The sequence below is a fragment of the Halobellus sp. H-GB7 genome (assembly GCF_030848585.1).
In the GTDB taxonomy this organism is placed as follows: Archaea; Halobacteriota; Halobacteria; order Halobacteriales; family Haloferacaceae; genus Haloquadratum; species Haloquadratum inordinatus.
This window is the reverse complement of sequence record NZ_JAVDDW010000011.1, coordinates 25,393-46,149: the sequence shown is the minus strand read 5'-3', so window position 1 is coordinate 46,149 and position 20,757 is coordinate 25,393. Positions and strand designations below refer to the sequence as shown.

Annotated in this window: 19 protein-coding genes; 11 read left to right on the top strand and 8 right to left on the bottom strand. The window is 52.9% G+C overall.

What is annotated here, in order from left to right:
• Nucleotides 1-284 precede the first annotated feature (284 nt).
• The 3 genes from RBH22_RS15065 to RBH22_RS15055 form a co-directional block, all read right to left on the bottom strand.
• Nucleotides 285-578, bottom strand: a complete 294-nt coding sequence (locus RBH22_RS15065; protein WP_306678058.1) for a hypothetical protein — start codon at nt 576-578, stop codon at nt 285-287.
• Between the two features lie 38 nt (nt 579-616).
• A complete protein-coding gene (locus RBH22_RS15060) occupies nt 617-1,375 on the bottom strand; it encodes a HEAT repeat domain-containing protein (protein ID WP_306678057.1) in 759 nt (252 codons plus the stop codon).
• Nucleotides 1,376-1,481: 106 nt separating this feature from the next.
• Entirely contained in the window at nt 1,482-2,276 is a 795-nt protein-coding gene (locus RBH22_RS15055; RefSeq protein ID WP_306678056.1) for a hypothetical protein, read from the bottom strand.
• Nucleotides 2,277-2,391: 115 nt separating this feature from the next.
• Between RBH22_RS15055 and RBH22_RS15050 the strand changes: the two genes are divergently transcribed.
• The 3 genes from RBH22_RS15050 (at nt 2,392) to RBH22_RS15040 (ending at nt 5,174) form a co-directional block, all read left to right on the top strand.
• Nucleotides 2,392-2,880, top strand: a complete 489-nt coding sequence (locus tag RBH22_RS15050) for an ArsR family transcriptional regulator (RefSeq protein WP_256289332.1) — start codon at nt 2,392-2,394, stop codon at nt 2,878-2,880.
• A gap of 162 nt (nt 2,881-3,042) precedes the next feature.
• Nucleotides 3,043-4,245 (top strand): threonine synthase, encoded by a 1,203-nt coding sequence (locus RBH22_RS15045; protein ID WP_306678055.1) that lies wholly within the window; start codon nt 3,043-3,045, stop codon nt 4,243-4,245.
• Nucleotides 4,246-4,589: 344 nt separating this feature from the next.
• Nucleotides 4,590-5,174 carry a methyl-accepting chemotaxis protein gene (locus RBH22_RS15040; RefSeq protein ID WP_306678054.1) on the top strand — a complete coding sequence of 195 codons (585 nt, stop codon included), beginning with the start codon at nt 4,590-4,592 and terminating at the stop codon, nt 5,172-5,174.
• A 1,323-nt stretch (nt 5,175-6,497) separates the two neighbouring features.
• On the opposite strand, the gene RBH22_RS15035 is transcribed toward RBH22_RS15040, so the two are convergent.
• On the bottom strand, nt 6,498-7,259 hold the full coding sequence (locus RBH22_RS15035; protein ID WP_306678053.1) for an IclR family transcriptional regulator: 762 nt from the start codon (nt 7,257-7,259) through the stop codon (nt 6,498-6,500).
• Nucleotides 7,260-7,663: 404 nt separating this feature from the next.
• Here RBH22_RS15035 and RBH22_RS15030 point away from each other — a divergent pair, with 404 nt between their 5' ends.
• From RBH22_RS15030 to RBH22_RS15010, 5 genes are all read left to right on the top strand, one after another.
• Nucleotides 7,664-8,578, top strand: a complete 915-nt coding sequence (locus tag RBH22_RS15030) for an ABC transporter permease (RefSeq protein WP_306678052.1) — start codon at nt 7,664-7,666, stop codon at nt 8,576-8,578.
• Nucleotides 8,578-9,612, top strand: a complete 1,035-nt coding sequence (locus tag RBH22_RS15025) for an ABC transporter ATP-binding protein (RefSeq protein ID WP_306678051.1) — start codon at nt 8,578-8,580, stop codon at nt 9,610-9,612. Before RBH22_RS15030 ends, RBH22_RS15025 begins: the two co-directional genes overlap by 1 nt.
• Complete coding sequence (locus RBH22_RS15020) at nt 9,609-10,658, top strand: ABC transporter ATP-binding protein (RefSeq protein ID WP_306678050.1); 1,050 nt, start codon at nt 9,609-9,611, stop codon at nt 10,656-10,658. Before RBH22_RS15025 ends, RBH22_RS15020 begins: the two co-directional genes overlap by 4 nt.
• The gene (locus RBH22_RS15015) at nt 10,658-11,653 is read left to right on the top strand and encodes an ABC transporter permease (protein ID WP_306678049.1); all 996 of its coding nucleotides are present in this window, start codon (nt 10,658-10,660) and stop codon (nt 11,651-11,653) included. The genes RBH22_RS15020 and RBH22_RS15015 overlap by 1 nt, the downstream gene beginning before the upstream one ends.
• Before the next feature lie 145 nt (nt 11,654-11,798).
• On the top strand, nt 11,799-13,592 hold the full coding sequence (locus RBH22_RS15010) for an ABC transporter substrate-binding protein (protein WP_306678048.1): 1,794 nt from the start codon (nt 11,799-11,801) through the stop codon (nt 13,590-13,592).
• A gap of 1 nt (nt 13,593) precedes the next feature.
• Here RBH22_RS15010 and RBH22_RS15005 read toward each other — a convergent pair whose 3' ends face one another.
• The 4 genes from RBH22_RS15005 to RBH22_RS14990 all read right to left on the bottom strand — a co-directional run bounded on the left by RBH22_RS15005 (nt 13,594) and on the right by RBH22_RS14990 (nt 16,506).
• On the bottom strand, nt 13,594-14,283 hold the full coding sequence (locus tag RBH22_RS15005; protein ID WP_306678047.1) for a thioredoxin family protein: 690 nt from the start codon (nt 14,281-14,283) through the stop codon (nt 13,594-13,596).
• Nucleotides 14,284-14,370: 87 nt separating this feature from the next.
• Nucleotides 14,371-15,207, bottom strand: a complete 837-nt coding sequence (locus RBH22_RS15000; protein ID WP_306678046.1) for an ABC transporter permease — start codon at nt 15,205-15,207, stop codon at nt 14,371-14,373.
• Nucleotides 15,204-15,911 (bottom strand): ATP-binding cassette domain-containing protein, encoded by a 708-nt coding sequence (locus tag RBH22_RS14995; RefSeq protein ID WP_306678045.1) that lies wholly within the window; start codon nt 15,909-15,911, stop codon nt 15,204-15,206. The genes RBH22_RS15000 and RBH22_RS14995 overlap by 4 nt, the downstream gene beginning before the upstream one ends.
• A 139-nt stretch (nt 15,912-16,050) precedes the next feature.
• Nucleotides 16,051-16,506: a universal stress protein gene (locus RBH22_RS14990; RefSeq protein ID WP_306678044.1), complete on the bottom strand. Its 456-nt coding sequence runs from the start codon at nt 16,504-16,506 to the stop codon at nt 16,051-16,053.
• Between the two features lie 442 nt (nt 16,507-16,948).
• Here RBH22_RS14990 and RBH22_RS14985 point away from each other — a divergent pair, with 442 nt between their 5' ends.
• The 3 genes from RBH22_RS14985 (at nt 16,949) to RBH22_RS14975 (ending at nt 20,584) form a co-directional block, all read left to right on the top strand.
• Nucleotides 16,949-18,133 carry an FAD-dependent oxidoreductase gene (locus tag RBH22_RS14985; RefSeq protein WP_306678043.1) on the top strand — a complete coding sequence of 395 codons (1,185 nt, stop codon included), beginning with the start codon at nt 16,949-16,951 and terminating at the stop codon, nt 18,131-18,133.
• 112 nt (nt 18,134-18,245) lie between these two features.
• Nucleotides 18,246-19,358 carry an NAD/NADP-dependent octopine/nopaline dehydrogenase family protein gene (locus RBH22_RS14980; protein WP_306678042.1) on the top strand — a complete coding sequence of 371 codons (1,113 nt, stop codon included), beginning with the start codon at nt 18,246-18,248 and terminating at the stop codon, nt 19,356-19,358.
• Nucleotides 19,359-19,567: 209 nt separating this feature from the next.
• Nucleotides 19,568-20,584, top strand: coding sequence for an ornithine cyclodeaminase family protein (locus RBH22_RS14975; protein ID WP_306678041.1), 1,017 nt, complete (start codon nt 19,568-19,570; stop codon nt 20,582-20,584).
• Nucleotides 20,585-20,757 lie beyond the last annotated feature (173 nt).

Genomic DNA, 20,757 nt, shown 5'->3' with positions numbered 1-20,757 from the left:
ACACAGAATGCTGCCGGCGCAGGACAGCAGTGATCACGCGATCTCGTGCTGTCTTGCGCCTTTCTCTGGTCATCGACCTACGAAAGCGGCATCTGTTTGTAGTCGCTTCAGAAGCGCGCTCCTCCCCTCCCTACTCACTCGCTTTGCTCGTTCCTTGAGGAAGAGGACTCCGCGTACCTACAGTGGACGTGCCGGTCGAGCTCCTCTTGCCACGTCCGGTAGCCCGCCACCCGGATTGCCTCGGGGGACTATCGCCCAATGAGCGCCGACGTGGCGAGCACGCTTCAGAAATCCTGATCCAGTGGGTGGCCCGCCCCAAGGTGTTCCTGTATGACTTTATCATCTGGATTGAGGACGACGTATATCGTCTCCCCTTCAGAATGCACAGCTTCACCGATATCATACTGAAGACACAACTCGTCCGCTAACTCACTACGGGTTCCCGGATATTCGACAACAATCCGTTTTGTATCTTCGTCAGCGGTCTCTATTCTGGCGCGGGACTGTTCTACGTCCTCGACAAAAGCGCTGAAGTCTTTCGTAGGCGCAGTCGGGATGGCGATGGGACGATCTGTCATCGAGAGGTAACACCAGGTTCTATGCAAAGCCCACCAGTTCACGACAGCTCCTGACCGCAGTTACGACAGAAGTTCGGTAGGGGCTCGGTAGTGATCTCTCGCCCGCACTCTGGGCAGAACGTCGATGTGGTCGCCCCTTGTGAGCCGGGTTCCACTGCGCTTGTCGATGCTCGGGCTTCCGCCATCGCCTCAACGGCGAATTGAAGCGACTCTTCGATCTCGTCGTCGCCAATGTGGCGTTCAAGTTCAGATGCGTCCTGCTCGTCAATTAGTCGTGGGGCTGTCTGCGCGATCCGTCCAAGCGTTCGTGCCATCTGGGCACGGGCATCGGGAAACTCTTCGGAACCAATTCCGTGCACGAGCGTTCGGACAACTCCGGTGTTGGCGAGGACTTCAGGGGATTCAGTGCCGATATCACCGAGTACCTCGGCCGCGTTCGCGCGGATCCACTCGTTACGATCGTTGAGGGCCTGCACAACGTTGGTGATCGCAGTCGTCTCAGCAATCCGAGCAGGCGAATGCTGTGCAAGAGTGCCAATGGTATCCAGTGTAAACGTTCGGACGTTCACGTCACTGTTCTGCAACGATAAAAGGACAGACCCGATGGTATCGGTGACGAGCTCGGGCTGCTCGGTGGCGACGATCGATAAGGTCTGTGCGGCGGCGGTCTGCGTGTCTCCAGAAGTCTGCCTGGTCAGCGTAGCGAGTACCTCAACGTCCTCTTTGTCGGCATTCGCGGGCGATCTCTCGACTGTATCAAGCGTCTGTCGCTGCCGAGCAGTGAGCGTGTCGGACATTCAGCTACTGAGTTGGTACAGCGACACTTTAAGCAAATGGTGCAGTCAGATCCTCGGGCCGCATAGCGCGCCGAGATCCAAACACAGGAATGTGAACTACCTCTGACTACTCACTTGTTTCCCACTCTGGACGTGGCGTCGGCGACGGGAGTTTATCCACCGCAGTTCGAAGTTCGTCTTCTGTCGTCCACGGGAAGCACCGATCGTGGAGTTCGAATTTGCGGAATTTGTTGAGATGAACCCAACTGTACGTTGCTGGTTCTGCTCTATCATCCACCCGGTCCTCGATCACACTCCGAATCTTCTGTTCGTCGATGTCGAGACCGCTATCTTGTGCGCGATCAACGAGCGATTCGATCTTCGATTGGACCTCATCTTCCGACAAATCGTCTGCGAACGCAATCTCGAGGGCGGCCTGAATGACGTGCTGTTTCGATTTAAGATTCGTATCAGTTACCCACAGATAATCACGCGGGAACACGTACGACTTGCGGAAATACGGTGGGTCATCAATTTCGCCCAATTCAGGAGCTTCACCACCGCTTTCCTTCTCGAAGACACCGACAATATAGTCTGTATAGGTCGCGAGCAACAAAAACATCACATCGAACGTATTGAGCCGGTCTGTCGGGAGCTCGAGGAGATCACCCATAATGAATGGATAGGCACCGAGCTGCTTCGTGAGTTCGTTCTGGACGGCGCGAAGCCGGCGGATATAGGGGTCGCGATAGCTCCCCAGGATGAAATACGACGTTCGCTGACTCCAGAGATACGGCAATTCACGCTGGGTGAACCGCCAGATCTCTCGTTTCTCCGCTGGCTCAAGTGCGATGCCCCCGATGGCCTCGTGAACGACAGTCATAATGTCCGCAGCATCCGGCGGAGGGCTTGGATCGGTCATTAACTCTCGGTTCAAACCACTCCAGCTTATCTCTTCTGAACCACTTTGGCTTTTTCTGGTTTTACCAACTTGGACAATCCTAACTGTTATAGCACCGTCCGGCATACCCCTACGTATGAGCGAAACCGACACCGGCGCGGCCGATGCGGGGCCGTTTGCGGAACAGCAGCGACTGTTCGAGCTGCTGTCCCAAGATACGCGCCATCTCATCATTCAGGAGCTGCTGGGCCATCCCGCTCATCTGATGTCGCTCGCTGAACTCGAGTATATGACTGGGAAGAGTCAGGCGGCTATCAAAGATCAGCTAGAGACGCTGATCGACGCCGGACTCCTCGCACGCTACACGTACGAACCGAGCGAAAAGAAACGTGATCTCCCCGCCCAGTTCTACGGGCTCACGGAGCGAGGTGTCGAGGTGCTCCACGACTACAAGTATCTCCGTGGCCTCCCGGTTGCTCGCGCGCTCTACGAAAACACGCGCAAGACCGAAAAAATCGAGCGCCACGAATCGGCCCCCCGACCGGAGCTTCCTGATGCTGTTGCGGAGGCCCTCGAGTTCGACGAACCCGATCTCGACGCCGTTGATGTCGGCACAGACCGATAGTTCGTCGTCGAACAGCACCGTTCTCAACACCGGAGAGTCAAATTCTCCCTGTACTGTTGGTACGCGTGCTTTCTCTGGAAAAGTCAACGCTGCCATTCCACCGAATCGTTTTCACGACACGCTTTAGCGAAGATATATTTCCGAGTAATTGGAAGATGTAATATGAGTTCTTCTATGATCTGCTTTCGGTGTGGAGAGCACTACGACGACGAGACACGCGTGCGATGTGTATGCGGTGAACCGCTCTGGTTCGACACTCCTAGTACGGACTTTACCTGGTCAGACAGTCCAGAGATGGGGGGTATGTGGCGCTATGAGGCGTTACTCCCGGTCGAGAAGCCCAACGGAATCGCGCGCGCTGCGGGCGGGACCCCGCTACTCAGAAGCGAGGCACTTGATGACGCTGCGGGGTGTCGAGTGTACGTCAAAGATGAGGGCGAAAACCCGACTGGCGCGTACAAGGACCGAGGGAGCGCGGTGGCGGTTCCACACGCCATCGAGAAAGGGGCCGATGTCATCGGTACCATTTCGTACGGAAATATGGCGATAAGCACTGCCGCTCACGCAGCCAGTCTGGGCCGAGAGTGTGTCGTATTAGTCCCCGACGAGATCTCGTCGGTCCGGTTAGAGCTTATTGCACAATATGAGCCGACGATTGTGCAGGTCAGCGGCGACTACGGAGCCCTGTATTCAGATGCGTTATCACTGCCGGAATCACTCCCGATATCGATTCTCGTCAGCGATGCGCCAGCTCGCATTAGCGGGTACAAAACAGCAGTGTTCGAGATATACGAGTCACTCGCTCCGGAGACGCCTGATGCGATCGTGCTGCCGGTGAGTTCGGGAGGGTTTGCGTCAGGGATCTGGCGTGGACTTCGAAACCTCGAGTCGATCGGCTTACTTAGCGAGCTACCGCGGCTGTATCTCGTCCAGACCGCCGCTGCCGATCCGCTGACACAAGCCTTCGAAACTGGTGCGACCGAACCAACGGCCCTCTCACCCGACGAAACTGGCGAGACAATTGCCCACTCGATCGGAAATCCGGATCCACCAAGCGGCACTCGTGCGCTCGCGGCTGTCCGCGAAACGAACGGGGCGGTGGTGTCGGTCTCCGATGAGGAGATTCAGACAGCCCAACGACGGTTCGCTGTTGCTGGCGGCTTCTCTGTCGAGCCGGCGGCAGCAACGCCGTTGGCGGGCGTCACACGTCTTTCCGAGCGCGGTGAAATTACGTCCGATGAATCAGTCGTGTTAGTGCCGACTGGGACGGGATTCAAAGAACTTGGGACTGGCAACGCGTCGGTCCAAACTGAGACCACAAGTAGAGCGGACCTGCCGGAGTTACTCGATTCTCTACTTGAGTAGAATCAAGCTGACCGCTTCAACATTTGGAGCACTAACAGTTGTTGGACTGTTTGTCGTTGGGGAATGTTGATGGCATCGTCGACACTCGTCATTTGAATACTACATACCGTTTCCCAGACTATTGTGGTCTTCTCGTTGCTGAACACGCGTGACTCCTGATCGTAATCGGGATGATGAGCACACTATGAGCCGATATTCATTTCGTCTAGACGTTGTTAAGTGACTATTTCAGGGGTAGATTTTTGTTCGGATGTTGGAAATGAGAACGTAGACCCCCTGTTCACAGTGTGTCTGCCAGTTGTTGGACGCTGGCTGACAGGCGTGAACACAAGGGATTAACAGCTATGTCCGATCAACAATCTTCGACGGAGGCGGTGAAGGGGCCGCCAACCAAGTCGGCTGGGGAGACGTTGACTATTTGTGAGGAAATAGACGCACTCGCGCAGGAGGGACACGGAAAAGCGGCTTCAACTGAAGAGAGAATCGAGGAGATCGCGATTCGGGCGAGTGAGGCCAGACAGAGTATTGCCAAACTGAACGAGACAGTCGATCAGATCTCCGAGATTGTCGACCTCATCGATGGAGTCGCCGACAAGACGAACGTGCTGGCACTCAATGCGTCCATCGAAGCTGCGCGGGCTGGCGAAGACGGAGACGGATTCGCCGTCGTGGCCGACGAAGTCAAACAGCTTGCAGAGCAAACACACGATCAAACCGAGGAGATTGACGAGTTCGTCGCGGCCGTCGAGTCAGATATCGACCAGACGGTCCAAAAGCTCGAGGAAGTCAACGAAGGGATCAGCAAAGCGCTTGGGCAGAGTCAGGGAGCGACATCGAGTCTTGCAAAGATACAACAACGAACTGAATCGTTCCAGAACAGAGCTGAGACCTCGGCAGATGGGACAGGACCTCCGAATACTGACACGTAACTGGTGGTCGCTTCAAATCACATTGAACGCTGAAATTTTTAAGTAAGAAATCTTTAATACTAGAATAAATTACCAAATATAAACGTCATATAATAATTTGTTAATTGAAAGCTGTTTAGTTGGGATCTTCCGTAGGATCTGATATTATATAGAATTGGTTATAGAAGTTCTACAAAGATGTGATCTTTCAGTTCAAAAGCTGTGCGATTTGGGTCTCTCTTTTTTATATATTATACAGATATCATCATTTAATTTATTGTATTATATGGCCACTGCTGGTTATCCAACAACCTTGTCAATGTCCAGACTATTGACGAGCAATTGAAGCTGTTGCTCGGCTGTTCTTCTTGAGTTGATTTTGGTCGTCTCTATTATCTGATGGCATTACAGCCTTGATTTGCTGTTTGATCATATCGTTAGCGTATTACACGGCTACCTCGGATATAAATAACAAACGTACATATGTTAGTCTGGAGATCCATTCCGAATCAATGCTGAATTAAACCGTCCTTACCTGTAGTAGCATTGTTGATAATTAGGTACCAGATTTTGCCCTAACATATGTACGTCTGTTATCTACTCCGCGTGGATCATTCTTGCTTTGTTTAATCCAGAGTCACAGCGCCGTGATCGTACGACAGCTGTCGTTGATATATTCAAACAGAATCGTCATTATTGGTAACGTGTGTCACTGTTTGGCCGAAGTGGTTGTAGTTGCTCGGTGCCTATGTAAGAATCTGGCTCCTTACCGAGTAAGCAGGCATCCAGATCTAGAGTTCGAAGATCGAGGTTTGACACCCGAGCCGGCGATACAGTCAGGAATCCAGTTGCATTTGTGAGTTATCGACTGTTTTTCGCAGTTAATCCCGGCACGTACTACCTGCTGCACGTGTGGCTGTTTCCGATCAAAACTCAACCGGTGAGCAAGATGTTCCTAGCCGAACTCTATGAGAAACATCTCGTTGACCATACGCTCTTTTTAGTTGATTGCCCACTGTGGTTTTAGGTGCTCTCCTACGATCATTCGCTTCGGCTCGACCACGTCATCCACAGAAACCGGAACTCCGTTGAGCGGGCTTTCAAAGAGTCAGAGCGCCGAATTGATGGGTTTGCTGACCACGCCAGATACATTTAGCTAGATACTGTTGAAACTGATCGCAAGTATTCGTATCTGATTCAATCAGCTCAATTGTACATCTTTGTTTGAACATATCAATGCTGGATATCGAGGTGAGAACTAAGCTCAAACAGATTTGGTCTGGACTCGAAATCGACCCGCTATATTAAAAATAAACTTCTTGCTGTATACGACAACAGTCACCGTCAAGACCGTGCTCGCTGAATGTTGATCTCGATCTGGTTGGCAGTTTCAACCAGTGCCTGGATCAACTCCTCGGTATCTTTCGTCTCGAATCGCCCGGTAGTCCCGCTGATAGCAACCGATCCAGCCAAATCTCCGTCGGCAAGTTGTACGTCAGTCGCATATGTTTGTGCTCCCAGAATTCCTTCTTGATCGTTATTAGCGTACCCCTGCTCTCGGATTGTCTCTAGTTCCTCAAAGAGGCCATCACGGTCTGTTATTGTGTAGGGGGTACGAGGTTCGAGTCCGTGGTTATCGATTATTCTGTTGACACGCTCATCAGACATTTTTGCGAGCAGGGCTTTCCCGGTTGCCGAGGCATGCATTGGGAGACTCCTATTGCTGGGGGTTTCTCTTTTGAACGACCCTCGGGAAGTATACAAGATATAGACGACACCGTCAGATTCGATGGCAAGGTGCGTCACATCGCCCGTCTCCATCGATAACTCATCAGCTTCTGACCTTCCGTACTTGTAAATCGGCTGGCGTTCGCGGATCGAAGACGCTATCTCGAGAATTTTCAAGTTGAGATCGTAAATGTTGTCATCGGACTTCCGAATGAAATCCTCCTGCACAAGAGTCGTCAAGTACGTATGAACTGTTCCTCTCGTCAAGTCCACCTCCTTGCATACGTCTGCGATTGAGGCTCCTCCTTTCTGCTCGAGAACACTCATTATCTCTCGTGCGTTCTCGACGGACTGTATCGTTCGTCGGTTCCCGTTCATACTCGCTGTCAATGAGCTAAAAACCCATAAATTTGTATGAATATATCAAACACTTTGCGAGCTGATTTGGGAGAATCTTCTGTAGACCTTTATAACACAGTCTATGTTGTTGCTGTGGGCTTGGAGAGTAGAATCACACCCGTCAGACACTCGTGCCAGTGCCCCTTCCCGATCCTCCCTCATTTGGTTCTAAATGACGAAAGTACAAGGCGAAACGCCACGGGCTGGAGTTCTACACCCAGTTTTCGACTACTCCTATAGAAACAGCACTTTGCTCCTTCTCGCCGAGACTCCGATTAAATCCCTGTATCGCGTGGAATGTATCGTGTCGCACGTTAATGAACTTCCATTACCGTAAGTATTATAAATCGCTATGGATCACAATGTGATGGAATACTATACCAATGAATGTCCTCGGAAAAGAGATCGGTCGTAATCAATACCTCATCCGAAACCTGCGTCGTGGTTTCAAGGTTATCTGGAGGAATCCGACATCGAGGTTCGCATTCCTCTACCTCTCGGCGCTCTTGGTTCTCGCAATAGTTGGCCAGGAGATCACACCGTACAGTTACGATCGCGTCTTTTACGCGACCGAAGGGGGTCTCCTGCGCTCGCAGCCACCGTCGATCGCTCACCCACTCGGGACCACCGCAAGTGGCCGCGACGTCCTCTCGCGGCTCATTTATGGTGTCCAGCCAACGGTTGTCACGGGGTTTGTTGGTGGAGCGATTATCATCGGTATCGGGATGACGGTTGGGGTGGTGGCCGGATATGTCGGCGGGTGGGTGGAATCAGTACTTATGCGAATTACCGACTTCGCGTACTCTGTGCCGACAATCCCGTTTGCGATTGTTCTGGTTAGTTTTCTGGAGGTTGGATTCTTTGCGTCTATTATTGTCATCGGACTCATCCTCTGGCGTGGAAACGCCCGCGTGTTGCGGTCTCAGGTGATCCAAATCAAAGAGCGGCCGTTTATTCTGGCCGCGAAGGCAACAGGTTCTAGCCGAATCCGAATCATTCTGAAGCATATCCTTCCAAATATCGCTCCAATGGCAGCGCTGTTTTTCTCGTTGGGTGTCGGGTACGCGATATTGGTTAACGCTGGGCTGGCGTTCATTGGAGTTTCGAGTCCGTTTATCCCATCTTGGGGCGTTATGATCCGGAATGCATACCAGTCGGGGACGATGGTTTCGGCACCGTGGTGGTCACTCCCGCCAGGAATTCTGATCTCACTAACTGTGATGTCCGCATTTATGATCGGTCGGCAGTTGGAGGATAGTGATGATGATGAGCGATCCGTCACAGGAGCTGGTCCCTAATGTCAAGCGAACCGCTACTTGAAGTAGAGAATCTGACTATCGAGTACGAGACCCGACAAGGGCCGCTTACAGCGGTCTCAAATGCTGACTTCACAGTCGGCGAGGGAGAGTACTTCGGTCTCGTTGGGGAATCTGGATGCGGTAAGAGTACTCTCGCCAAGTCGATCATTGGCGGCTTGGATGATAACGGTAAGATTGCCTCTGGGAAACTAAAGTACCGAGGCGAAGAGATTCAGGACCTCAGTGACGCCCAACTTAATGAGGAGATCCGCTGGAAAGAGATTGCATATATTCCACAGGCGTCGATGAATAGCCTGGATCCGTTACAGCGCCTCAGCGAACAGGCGATCGAGATCGCGAACGTCCACACAGACCTCACTGACGAAGAAGCGCTTACGCAGTTCAAAGAAATGTTCGAGGTTGTCGGACTACCCGAAAACCGCATTCGGGATTACCCCCACGAGTTCTCCGGGGGAATGCAACAGCGTGCAATAATCGCTCTGGCGCTATTCCTGAAGCCGTCAATCATCATTGCTGATGAACCTACGACGGCGTTAGACGTGATAATGCAGGATCAGATCTTCAAATATCTGGACGAGATCCGTGGGGCGACGGACACCAGTATGATCCTGATCACGCACGATATCAGCCTGGTTTTCGAGACGTGCGACGAACTGGCTGTAATGCACGGCGGCCAAATCGCCGAGACTGGACGGATCACTGACGTGTACGACAATCCGAAGCACCCGTACTCGTACTTACTCCAGCGGGCCTTCCCGGACATTCGCTACCCTGACAGAGAACTCGAAACGATCGAAGGTACACCCCCACAGCAGTTTGGCGATGTAGACTACTGCACGTTCGCAAATCGATGCCCCTGGGCCGAAGAGGGATGTCGTGATGCTGCCCCCGAGCTTGAAGTTAGCGACCGATCAGCAGAAAATCATCGTGCATCCTGTTTCCGGTCAAAAGAGATATTTGAGCAGCAAGACCCCGATGAGAGTCTCGCGGCAATAAGAGGTGATCAAGCGTGAACGACCCACTAATGGAGTTGGATGGAATGGAGAAGTACTTTAGTCGGAGTAGTGGATTCCTCGATTCGCTATTCGGCAGCGACGACTACGTAAAAGCCGTCGACGGAGTCTCGTTCACTCTTGAGGAAAACGAGGTCGTCGGTGTTATCGGTGAGAGTGGGTGTGGTAAAACGACACTGCTCAAAACGCTGATGGGGCTACACGACCCAACAGGTGGTGAGATTCGGTATAATGGGAAACCGCTCTCATCATTCAGCCGAGCAGACTGGAAACAGTTCCGGCGGAACGTGCAACTCATCTTCCAAGACCCGTTTAATTCGATTGATCCGAAGATGTCCGTCCGGGAGACGCTGAAGGAACCGCTCAAAATCCACGGTATGGAAGCGACTGAAGAGCGAATCCTGGACGTCCTTGAACAAGTGGAGTTGAATCCCGCTCGGAATTACCTCGACCGGCTCCCACAGCAATTGAGTGGCGGAGAGAAACAACGGGTCTCTATCGCTCGAGCACTCGTGACGGAACCCGACGTGATTCTAGCCGACGAGCCCGTGTCTATGTTGGACGTGTCCACGCAAGCGTCTGTGCTCAATTTGCTCTCGGATCTGACGACTGAACTTGGTGTGAGTATGGTCTATATCTCACATGACCTTTCGACGGTTGGGTACGTTTGCGACCAAATCAAGGTGATGTACCTCGGCCGAATCGTCGAATCAGCTCCCACCCAGGCGTTGTTGGACGATCCCAAGCACCCGTACACACAAGCGCTTGTTTCAGCGATCCCGATTCCGGACCCGCATCACGAGCGTGACCGCACGTCCATCGAGGGAGCAGTTGCGGACCCCGTTGGTCTCGGAGGTGGGTGCCGGTTCCGTGACCGATGCCCAGATCGAATGGACATCTGTGAAAAGACACCAATGGACACTGAAGTTGAAGACAGACGTGAGGTGGCCTGCCACCTTCATTACGAACACGAACAACAAGCACAGGCTGGCGCTAAGATAATGAATGGTCATCAGCAGACCACGAAACAGGGAGGTGACGACTGATGGCGACAGTGCGTTACTTCATCAACCGAACTCTCCAGACCGTCCTTTTGCTGTGGGGAATACTGACTTTCTTATTCCTCCTGTTCAGAGCGATGCCCGGCGACCCGGGAACGCTTATGTTGAACTCGGGAGCGAGTCCAGAAGCAGTCGCCGCGGCACGGGCGCGTTGGGGGCTTGATGAGCCGATTCACATCCAGTATCTGCAGTATGTGAAAAGCCTGATCACATTCAATCTGGGCAATTCACTGACCAGCGGCGTTCCGGTCTGGCAACTGGTCCGGATGAAGATATTTAACACATTCATCTTGGTTGGGCCGGCAACGATTGCGTTCTACATCATTGGATCCATCGTAGGTGCAGTCCTTGGTTCCAAGCGGGGAACCAAGCTGGAGAGTTACGGGATCATCCCATTCTTCGTTATGGGAACGCTCCCCTCGTTCTTCCTGAGCATCATCCTCGTGGTGATTTTCGCGATGTACTTCAACCTCTTCCCGACTTCGGGTATGTTCTCTCCTGGGTTTCTGGCACTGCATCCGGAGTGGCCGTGGTGGCGTCCGTACTTTACTGAGACGTTCCTCCATCACTACATCTTACCGTTCACGGCGGTGATCCTCCGGTACGTCTATTCGCCGCTACTAGTGATGCGGACGAGTGTGACGGAAGTTATGGGCCAAGACTTCACCTACTACCACCGGATCACGGGCCTTCCTTCTGGAAAACGGCTCAAGCACGTCACAAAACACGCGAGCCTCCCAGTCATTACACTCTTGCCCACGTCGATGCTGCAAGCGGTTAGTGGGCTCGTCTTGATCGAAGTGGTCTTTAATTGGCCAGGGATCGGTAATCTGCTGGTGCAGTCGATTCTAGGTCGGGACTATCCAGTCGTCCAATTTGTCTTCTTTGCTGCCGCTGTAAGCGTGGTGCTCGGAAATTACGCCGTTGACATCCTGTATGGGATCATTGATCCACGCGTCAGCGTGACAGACGACGCCTGAGGCCGTTTTAACTCTCCTCTACGGTTTCGGTATGGGAGCGCTCGAAAAGTGTTCTTCATACTCTCTCCAAATAGTGGGAGATGTTCATTAAAACAAAGGATTTATTTATCAGGTTCTATTTGGTATGTCACGGAGGAACATAGAAATGGGCAAGCATACCATGGATAGACGAAACTTTGTGAAGACGATGGGGGCCCTCGCTGGGGCAACGGCTGTTGCCGGTTGTAACAGCTCAAGTGGAGAATCGAGCAATGGAACGGGTGATAGCAGCGATAAGAACCTTGGAGAGCGAGTTCCATCGATGGCCTGCCCGTACTGGTCGGACGTCGGCCGTGCCTCGACCTGTGAGGAGCAACTCGCTGTTGCCAAGTCCAACGTGGAAAGCGCACTGGGAGTCCAAGTCGAACTCGAGCCAAAAGACATTGCCACGGTCATCTCCGAGTGGAACAACGACGTTCGAAGCTTCCCAATTGCGTACTGGTATATGGGTAACACTGGCGGCCGACTTGACCCCAATCCGATTATGGTCCGCAATATGGTCACTCGGGCGGGTGGAGATGGGCTGCTCAATTCCTCCCACTACCCTTCCTGTGAGTTCTCACAGCTCGCGCACGAACAAGTCTCTGCGCCCTCGCTTGAGGAGCGCAACGAGATGGTTCGAGAAGGGATCAAAATTATGAGCGAGGATGCCGCCCATATCCCAACGACGAACACACTCAATTTTAACGCGGCTAGGTCGGCAGTGAACACGGAGCGGGTTGGCCAAGCTGGGTTCGCTAAAAACAACCCCCGATTCCACATCTATTCGACTGTCGAAGACAAAGACCAAATGGTGTTCAACATCCATGGTCACGCTATAACGACGTCCGCATACCCGCGGATGGACTCGAGCTCTGTGTGGAACCACCTCGTGACGTCGACGCTAATGGAGTACGACGAGAACTTCGAACTCCAGGAGAATATGGCTGCCAGCCTCGAGACAGCACGCGATGGCAAGCGTATCATTGTCGAGGTCAAAGACGCGACGTTCCACAATGGCGATCCCGTAACCGCAGAGGACATCCAGTACACGTTCCAGTGGAACCACGAGAACGGTAGTGTCGTCCCCGATCACACGCCTATTCCCTACAAGAACGGGACAGACGGCATCAAAGTTGTCGATGACAAAACGGTTGAGTTCAACCTAGAACAGGCATACTGGCCGTTCGTCAATAAGAAGCTCCAAAAGCGGGGGATCTATCACAAACAGTCGTTCGTCGACTCTGGGGCAGATGACAATCCGTCCGGGTTCACACTGAACGAGATTATCGGCTGTGGTCCCTTCCAAGTCGAAAACTTCCGAGAGGGACAGTCACTCACGCTCGATCCATTCCCGGAATGTGCAGCCCACGATCCGCCAAACCAGCGGAAGGTGTTCCTAGCATTCGATAGCAAACAGGCCGCCTCTCAAGGACTACAAGCTGGAGAAGTCGACGTCGTCTCACGGCTCCCGACGGGGCTCTTCGATCAGCTGCAAGATACGGACGGCATTCAGACAAACGTGTTTGATGGGTTTATGGGATATCACTTCCATCCGCATCACGGCGTCGCGCCAACCAAGTTCCGTGAGTTCCGTCGTGCTTGGGGCAAAGCGCTCAATCGAAAAGAGATCAACCAAGTCTCTCAGTCAGGGCGTGGTGAGCCTCAATACCACGGTAGTCACTTCATCTCTACGCACCCCTCGTACCCCGATGATGATAGCGACGTCTACAAGTACACTACCGAGCCCACGGGCGAACCCCAGGCCGCGAAGCAGTTACTCGAAGAAAACGGCTGGGGTTGGGATAGTCAAGGACGGCTCCATTATCCGCCTGACGCAGACCTGAGCCCGCTCTGGCCTAAGGGAGAAACTCCGTCTGAAGAAGACTTCCCGTGTCTCTCTGAACTTCCAGATAACTAGCTCACAGAAGATCTTGCATTTCGGCAGTCGTTAACGACTTGTCAACTTCTTCCTCGACGACTTCCTCAACGTGTGCTCCCTGAAGCCGCGCATCAATTTCTCCCCCGACTACAAACAACGTCGTTGGGCCGCCGACGACCTCGTACCGGTCTTTCAGCATCTTCGCGCAGTCCGGGCCGTACACTGAAAACAGCGTGATTTGGTCATAGTTGTCCGTAAACACCGCTTCGAGGGTGTCCCGCATCGCATCGCAGTCTGGACATTGTTCGCGCCACACGTACACTACGGTGACTGGGAAGATCGCGAGCATTGCGGGAAGGCGCTCTCCTCGGATCGGAAAGAATCGCTCCGGAGATCCATCTGTTGGGGGAGTTGGTTCGGAAAACTGATCAAGTAGTATCAGAACTCGAACGCTCTCAACGAATTCCAGCGTCTCTGCTTGGTCGCGAACTGCGAGGTAACGGGCGACGAATTCCGGATCATCGTCTGCAATCGAGACCAGATTATCCACGTGTTCTGGTGAGGTTCCGACTTCCTCTAATACGACCCGGAGATCGGTTTCCGTGTTCATCTGATCGCTGTACTCCATAACTGCTGACTCAAATTCACTCGACAACTGGACTGCCTCTCCGTCCTGCTCCGTCAGGATCCCAGACTGGATTAGGGTCTCGAAGAGTTCGGTTTCGTTCATTACACCCGTTGAGAATTCCTCCGGTTGTATAGAACTTTGGGGAAGGAGAAAGAAAATCGAAGTATGGCACGTATGAAGGTTCGCTCCCTACTCGATAGCGTCAGCACTGCCCTCGTCTGATTTGATCTGCTTCAGTTGCTCTGCATCGGTAAACAGGTGTTCACTAATTAGCAGACTGCTGCTCATACTTGTCAGGCCGCCGGCGGCAAATATCATCGCCATAATGACAAACTGGTAGAGGCCAGCATAGAGTGGATTTTCGCCAGAAAGAATCATACCAGTCATAATACCCGGGATCCAGACCCACCCGAGGCTCTTAAGAGAGTCAATCGTCGGAATGAGGGCTGCTCTGACACCGGTCTGGATGTGACGTGTGACAACCGAAGAAGGTGGCGCCCCAAGAGCGAGCCCCGCTTCAATCTCATCACGGTTCGAGATTACTTCACCGCGTATTCGGTCAAGCGCAAGCGAGTTGATTTTCATCGCATTGGCGATAATCATACTTCCGATGGGTACGAGATCCCTGACAGTTGATTCGATAGCACCGATCAGCGTCATCGCTACGATCACTATCCCTGCTCCAAACGATATCGCCAGAAACGAGACACGAGTAACTCCAGGAAGACCGTCCCCTCGATTTTTCGAGATCCACGTTGCACCACCGATCATCCCGATCAAAATGATCCAGCTCCAGAAGTACTGTACACTGAGGAGGACACCGATGAGTGACCCCATAACCAGAACCTGAATGAACCCCCGGACGAGTGCGATGCTAAACTCCCGTTCAAGCGCAAGACCACGGACGCGGGAAACTCCCACGACCAATAGTGCAATTGCGACAGCAGCCCCGACTTGGAACAGCCCTTTCAGGACCGTCGCATCGATGTGAGCAAGCAATTGTGCGAATAGGGCCTCTGGAGTCATCGTGAGAGGACCTCACAAGAAGTTCCGCGATCCGTGACGGCACCACCTTTGAGCGAGAGCACCCTATTAGCTAGTCGTCTTGCCTGGTCGGGACTATGAGTGACGATTACACACGCTATGCCGAAGTCGGTGACAATCTCCTGCAGTAGTTTCTCGACGTGTGATTCGGTTTCTGCATCGAGGTTCGAGGTTGGTTCATCAAGCAGTAGAGCATCCGGTTCATTCACTAACGTCCTTGTTAGTGCAACTCGTTGGGCTTCCCCGCCAGAAAGCTCGCTCACGCTCTTCGTCTCGTAGTCGGCGATGTCCAGGCGTTCTAGCAATTCGTACGTTCTTTCTTCAGGGACGGGTTCGCCTCTAAGCTTTGGCCCTCGGACAGCATTTTCCCAGACTGTTCCGGGTACCAACGAAGGTTTCTGAGGCACGAGACCGATACGTTGTCGTAGTATTCGTGGGGAGAATCGCCGGTAATCCTCTCCGTCTACGTACACCGTCCCAGAAGTTGGCTCATCTAACCGATTGAGGAGGCGGAGAAACGATGATTTCCCCGCTCCTGAAGGACCAACAACAGCCACTATTTCTCCCCTCGAAACGACTGCCGAAACTGAATCGACGACAGTTGTTTCCTCAACAATCCGTGTCAGTTCCACTGTCTCAATAAGTGGCGCGTCGTCCAGACCTGTATTTGCGGTATCAGGATTCATACGTATTAAATAGTACAATCTGGAAGCAATCCAAGTTCTTCTGAAGCCCTACGTCGTCTGAAACTGGTCGTGATGGCGGCTAAAACTATCGGTCCAAGTGAACGCTACTGGCCGGAAGTCAGTCGTGCTTACGCATTTCTCAAGAAGAGTCGGGTGTTCTAACGGTGAGTACCGGACGGTCAGAGTCCAGCAAGATCGATTGGGTCGTACTGCCAAACATTGCTTTTCCAACTGGCGATTGGTTCCGACCACCGATCACCAGATACCTCGCGTCAACTTCTTCGGCGGTGGAACGGATCTGGTCCTCTGGTTTACCAACTCGTCCTTCAATCGTGACTCGATCTTGTTGGTCTTGGTTCAGTGAGTCCTCAACCATTCGCCTGACGAAGTTCGCAGCACGGTCACTTTCATCTGTGATCCCTGTATCAGAGTATCCTGGCAATTCTCGCATTGCTCGGATGTGCTCGTCCATCTCCTCCTCAGGGATCACGTGGACCACTACGAGCGTATCGTCGTACGCTGTCGCAAGGTCAGCGGCTACTTTAATAACACGGCGTGATCCCTCTTCTTCCCCAATGGCAGCTAGTATAGCCATAAACACGGATTCATAACCTAGAGTAAAAAACCTTCTCTAGGAAAGAAGGTTATATTCAATTTGAAGGAGTGAGGCCAGACAGCGGACCCGTAGGAGCAATTTACAGCAGTTACAGGCTACACACTGCTGCAAAGCGGAGAGTATCAGGATTTTCGCCACTTGAGTTAACTCAAGATTTGATACCTAGTCGTACCAAAGATTTATAATTCAGTATAAGAACGCATTGCGTGTAGACTGATAGCATGGGCCGACACAGATTCCCATCGTGCAGTAGAAACAACTATACAGAGCTGATCGATCCGGAGGATCGCAGCTTCAAAAGTCAACACCTAGCTCCAGATGTGATCACGACGTGGTCTCAGGATCCTAGAACACAGGACGTTGCCGCCAGTCGCGCCGCTGCGGACGTATACTCTTACAAAGGTACGGAGGAGAATACCCGATGACCTCTGAGGGAGGATATCACATCATCGGGGGAGGTATTGTCGGTGCAAGTATCGCATACCATATCGGCCGGCGAACCAATGACCCGGTCCACGTCTACGAGAAAGGGACGCTGGCGAACGAGACGACGAAAAAGTCACTTGCGTTCTTTGGGTTCTATGGTGACGAAACGCAGTACCGTATGAAACAGTACGGGATGGAACTGTACAACGACTTTCTCTCATCACCTCGTGCTGACCCAGGATATGTTACTACGGGGCGACTAAACGTCGCGACGTCGGAAGAGGGTGCAGAAGCACTCCGACAGGACGTCGAAAATCGAAATAAACGACTTGCAGATGCGGACGGGAAGCGAGTAGACACGTCGCCGGTAGACTTTGCTGAGCCCCACGAACTCAAGCGATCCCTCGTGCTCCCGTTTCTCGATACTAATACCGTCACTGGGGGTATATTTCGGCCGCAAGTTGGCTACCTCCGTCCAAGAGAGATGGCGATCGAGTTCATCGAACGGGCGCGAGACGAAGGAGTCGTATTTCACGAGAACACTACAGTAACTGACCTCACAGTCGATGATGGGGTCCTCTCTGGACTGTCTGTCGACGGTGAAGAGCGAACGGCGGACGAGGTTATTTCAGCTGCTGGGCCGTGGAATCCCCGTGTCGCCGCAATGGCTAACGTTGACCTTCCAGTCAAACACACGCTCGCACCAGTCCTCGAACTGGAGCCTGCCGAGCCAATTCAATACACCATACCGTGGATCACACATAGAGAGTCTGGATTCTCTATCCGCCGAAACGCGGATGGTCGCGTGCTAATGACGCATCACCCCCCAGGCAAGCACGCGGACGCAACCGAGTATGACCCTGATGCGGTCGAAGACTCTGTTCCGACAGACCTTCGACAGCGGGGCCTGGATGTGCTCGAATCGCTGCTTCCGGTCACAGATACATTCGATGTCGTCGACGAACGAGTCGGAATTCGTTCTTCGACACCGGATGGAAACCCAGTTGTTGGTTGGACACGCGTCGATGGCTTTTCAGTAGCGGCCTTCAGCACGTCGGGCATCCAACTTGCTCCGGCGACAGGGAAGGTGATCGCCACGCAACTTCTTGACAACGATCCAACCTCGTTCTACGAGGGGCTTTCGGTCAGCCGCTTCGACTCATATGTAGACCACAAGTAGACACGCACCCAGACCCCCTTTGAAGCCTTTTGGCGCCTATTTACAAATCTAGAGATTTATTTCATCAATAATATTAGGAAATTATAAGGCAGTGGGCCTCAACATGCGAGATATGGGACAACAGATCACAGTCCTTGGTGCAGGTGCAGGTGGTCTTGCGACAGCCGCTGATCTGACTATTGAAGGCCACGAGGTGACGCTGTTTGAGCTTCCGAAGTTCGAATCAAACTTGGACGCAATTCGGAAGAATGGTGGAATCGATATTACGGGTTCTGCAAACGAAGGGTATGCAAACCCGGAGACGATCACTTCGGATCCAGCAGAGGCGGTTGAGGGTGCAGACCTCATTTTCCAGGCTGTCCCGAACTTCGCGTTCGAGCCGTTCGCAGAAGCCGTAGGACCTCATCTCTCCGAAGGGCAGGCGTTCGTCCTTCTCTCGGCGAACACTATGAGCGCCTTAGAGTACCGCCAGATCCTCGATGATGTGGGTGCCCCAGAACTCCGCCTCGGTGAGACGCCATCGCTTGCCTATGCGGTCCGGAAGACCAGCGGCAGTAGCGTCCACGTTCTAGGGATCAAACACGAACTTTCGGTCGCAGGTCTCCCGGCAGAACATTCGTCAGCACTAGCGGATTTGATGGACAACGTGTTCCCGTTTTCCATTAATGCGGCAGAAAATGTCTACGAGACGAGTCTGTTAAACGCGAATCCAGTCATCCATCCTGTTGGGGCATTGCTAAACGTGGGTGAAATTGAGTCACCCGAGGATGAGTACTACCTCTATCAGAACGTCACAGACTCGATTGGACGGGTGATGTCGAGAGTAGACGAGGAACGTGCAAAGATTGGAGAGGCGCTGGGCTTGGAAGTAAAGACAGTCGGTGAACTCTTCCACGACTGGTACGGCATCGGCGAAAGCGAGTACTACGCAACGACGGTGAATTCTCTCCGAACGAGTTCGATACACAGTCCGCTTCAGGGGCCCGACTCCCTCGACCACCGCTACGTCACCGAGGACGTCCCGTACGGTTTAGTACCCCTATCGGAGATGGCCTCAGCCTGTGGCGTGGAGACACCGACGATCGACTCCCTCATTCAACTCGCGGACGACATTCACCACGCCGACTTCCGGAATAATGGCCGTACGCTCGAGGACTGTGGCATCACGACAACCGATCGAGATGCACTGCTGAAGATGGCAACTCGAAGCAACGCCCGCGTCTAGTGTCACGAGGAATGCCAACAGAGCACAGAGCTATCGGACGCTCTCCCACCGAACAAGAAGATGTCACTGTTGGCGACTTGGGGCTAGCAGCTGCCTGGCTACACAGTCCGGGGAAGCGGGTGTTTGCCAGTGACGTCTGCCGTCACACCAACGAGTACCAGATCTTGATCAGCGAACAACCGATCACACACCAATAACACGCTATGAGTATGACAGAAGATCCGGCCGAACAGAGCCTTGCGGAGACAACGATCGTATCAAGCCGTGACGTTGAAGAACACCTCGAGATGGCGGATCTCGTCCCAACCATTGAGGCAGCGTTCGCCGCCTACGAGAACGGAACGGCGCAGATGCCGCCAAAATCGTACATCGACCTTCCCCAATATAATGGTGACTTCCGCTCGATGCCTGCGTATCTCCAAACGGATGACTGGCAGGCGGCTGGAATTAAATGGGTGAATGTCCACCCAGACAATCCGGATCAGTTTGCCTTACCAACCGTTATGGGAACGCTGGTGTACTCCGATCCCCGGAATGGCTTCCCTCTTGCAGTGATGGACGCGACGAAACTAACGATGAAACGGACGGGGGCTGCAGCAGCAGTAGCAACTGACCATCTTGCCATCCCGGAGGCTTCGACTCTTGGTATTATCGGTGCTGGGGTCCAGTCGTACTCTCAACTCGAAGCCATTTCAGAAATTCGGCCAATCGAAACCGTAGTGATCAGCGACTTAGACGAGGATCGAATCGAACGGTTCATCCAGGCATTCGAGGATGACTTCGAGATACGTTCTGGCACAGTTTCAGAAGCAGCGTCGTGCGACGTGCTCTCGACAGTTACCCCGGTCGAATCCCCGATCGTTTCGATGGACGATCTTGGCGATCATACGCACATCAACGCGATGGGAGCCGACGCCGAAGGGAAGCAGGAATTGCAAACGGGGGTCGTACGCGACGCTACCCTCGTCATCGACGACTTTGAGCAGACCACTCACTCCGGCGAAATCAACGTGCCTTGGAGCACGGAGGAAATCGACAAGAGAGACATCAACGCCGAACTCGGCGAGGTTGTCGTCGGTAATGCACTTGATTGCGACACCGCATCCGGTGTCACAGTCTTCGACTCCACCGGATTGGCTATTCAGGACATTGCGGCTGCTCGTGTCGTATATCAAGCGCTTGAGGGTGCTGGTAAAGATATTAAATTAACCGCCTCAAACCAGTAGGCTAGGATCTTACAGACCAGAGTGCTTCTCATCAGGTTCTTCCTGATTGGACATTGGCAACACTGTGTGTCTCAACTTCTGTAACGGCTCTCGATAGCTCGCTTCTCTTCGTGATCCTATCGACTCTATGATCAATCTTGATGAGGGCTTTCCATGGTGTTTCTCAGTACGTT

Bases quoted from the DNA above. Each gene is read 5' to 3' on its own strand.
- RBH22_RS14975 (WP_306678041.1), top strand. From the start codon at position 19,568: ATGACAGAAGATCCGGCCGAACAGAGCCTTGCGGAGACAACGATCGTA.
- RBH22_RS15055 (WP_306678056.1), bottom strand. From the start codon at position 2,276: ATGACCGATCCAAGCCCTCCGCCGGATGCTGCGGACATTATGACTGTC.
- RBH22_RS14990 (WP_306678044.1), bottom strand. From the start codon at position 16,506: ATGGCTATACTAGCTGCCATTGGGGAAGAAGAGGGATCACGCCGTGTT.
- RBH22_RS14985 (WP_306678043.1), top strand. From the start codon at position 16,949: ATGACCTCTGAGGGAGGATATCACATCATCGGGGGAGGTATTGTCGGT.
- RBH22_RS15010 (WP_306678048.1), top strand. From the start codon at position 11,799: ATGGGCAAGCATACCATGGATAGACGAAACTTTGTGAAGACGATGGGG.
- RBH22_RS15030 (WP_306678052.1), top strand. From the start codon at position 7,664: ATGAATGTCCTCGGAAAAGAGATCGGTCGTAATCAATACCTCATCCGA.
- RBH22_RS15000 (WP_306678046.1), bottom strand. From the start codon at position 15,207: ATGACTCCAGAGGCCCTATTCGCACAATTGCTTGCTCACATCGATGCG.
- RBH22_RS15015 (WP_306678049.1), top strand. From the start codon at position 10,658: ATGGCGACAGTGCGTTACTTCATCAACCGAACTCTCCAGACCGTCCTT.
- RBH22_RS15025 (WP_306678051.1), top strand. From the start codon at position 8,578: ATGTCAAGCGAACCGCTACTTGAAGTAGAGAATCTGACTATCGAGTAC.
- RBH22_RS14995 (WP_306678045.1), bottom strand. From the start codon at position 15,911: ATGAATCCTGATACCGCAAATACAGGTCTGGACGACGCGCCACTTATT.
- RBH22_RS15045 (WP_306678055.1), top strand. From the start codon at position 3,043: ATGAGTTCTTCTATGATCTGCTTTCGGTGTGGAGAGCACTACGACGAC.
- RBH22_RS15040 (WP_306678054.1), top strand. From the start codon at position 4,590: ATGTCCGATCAACAATCTTCGACGGAGGCGGTGAAGGGGCCGCCAACC.
- RBH22_RS15050 (WP_256289332.1), top strand. From the start codon at position 2,392: ATGAGCGAAACCGACACCGGCGCGGCCGATGCGGGGCCGTTTGCGGAA.
- RBH22_RS15060 (WP_306678057.1), bottom strand. From the start codon at position 1,375: ATGTCCGACACGCTCACTGCTCGGCAGCGACAGACGCTTGATACAGTC.
- RBH22_RS15065 (WP_306678058.1), bottom strand. From the start codon at position 578: ATGACAGATCGTCCCATCGCCATCCCGACTGCGCCTACGAAAGACTTC.
- RBH22_RS15035 (WP_306678053.1), bottom strand. From the start codon at position 7,259: ATGAACGGGAACCGACGAACGATACAGTCCGTCGAGAACGCACGAGAG.
- RBH22_RS15005 (WP_306678047.1), bottom strand. From the start codon at position 14,283: ATGAACGAAACCGAACTCTTCGAGACCCTAATCCAGTCTGGGATCCTG.
- RBH22_RS14980 (WP_306678042.1), top strand. From the start codon at position 18,246: ATGGGACAACAGATCACAGTCCTTGGTGCAGGTGCAGGTGGTCTTGCG.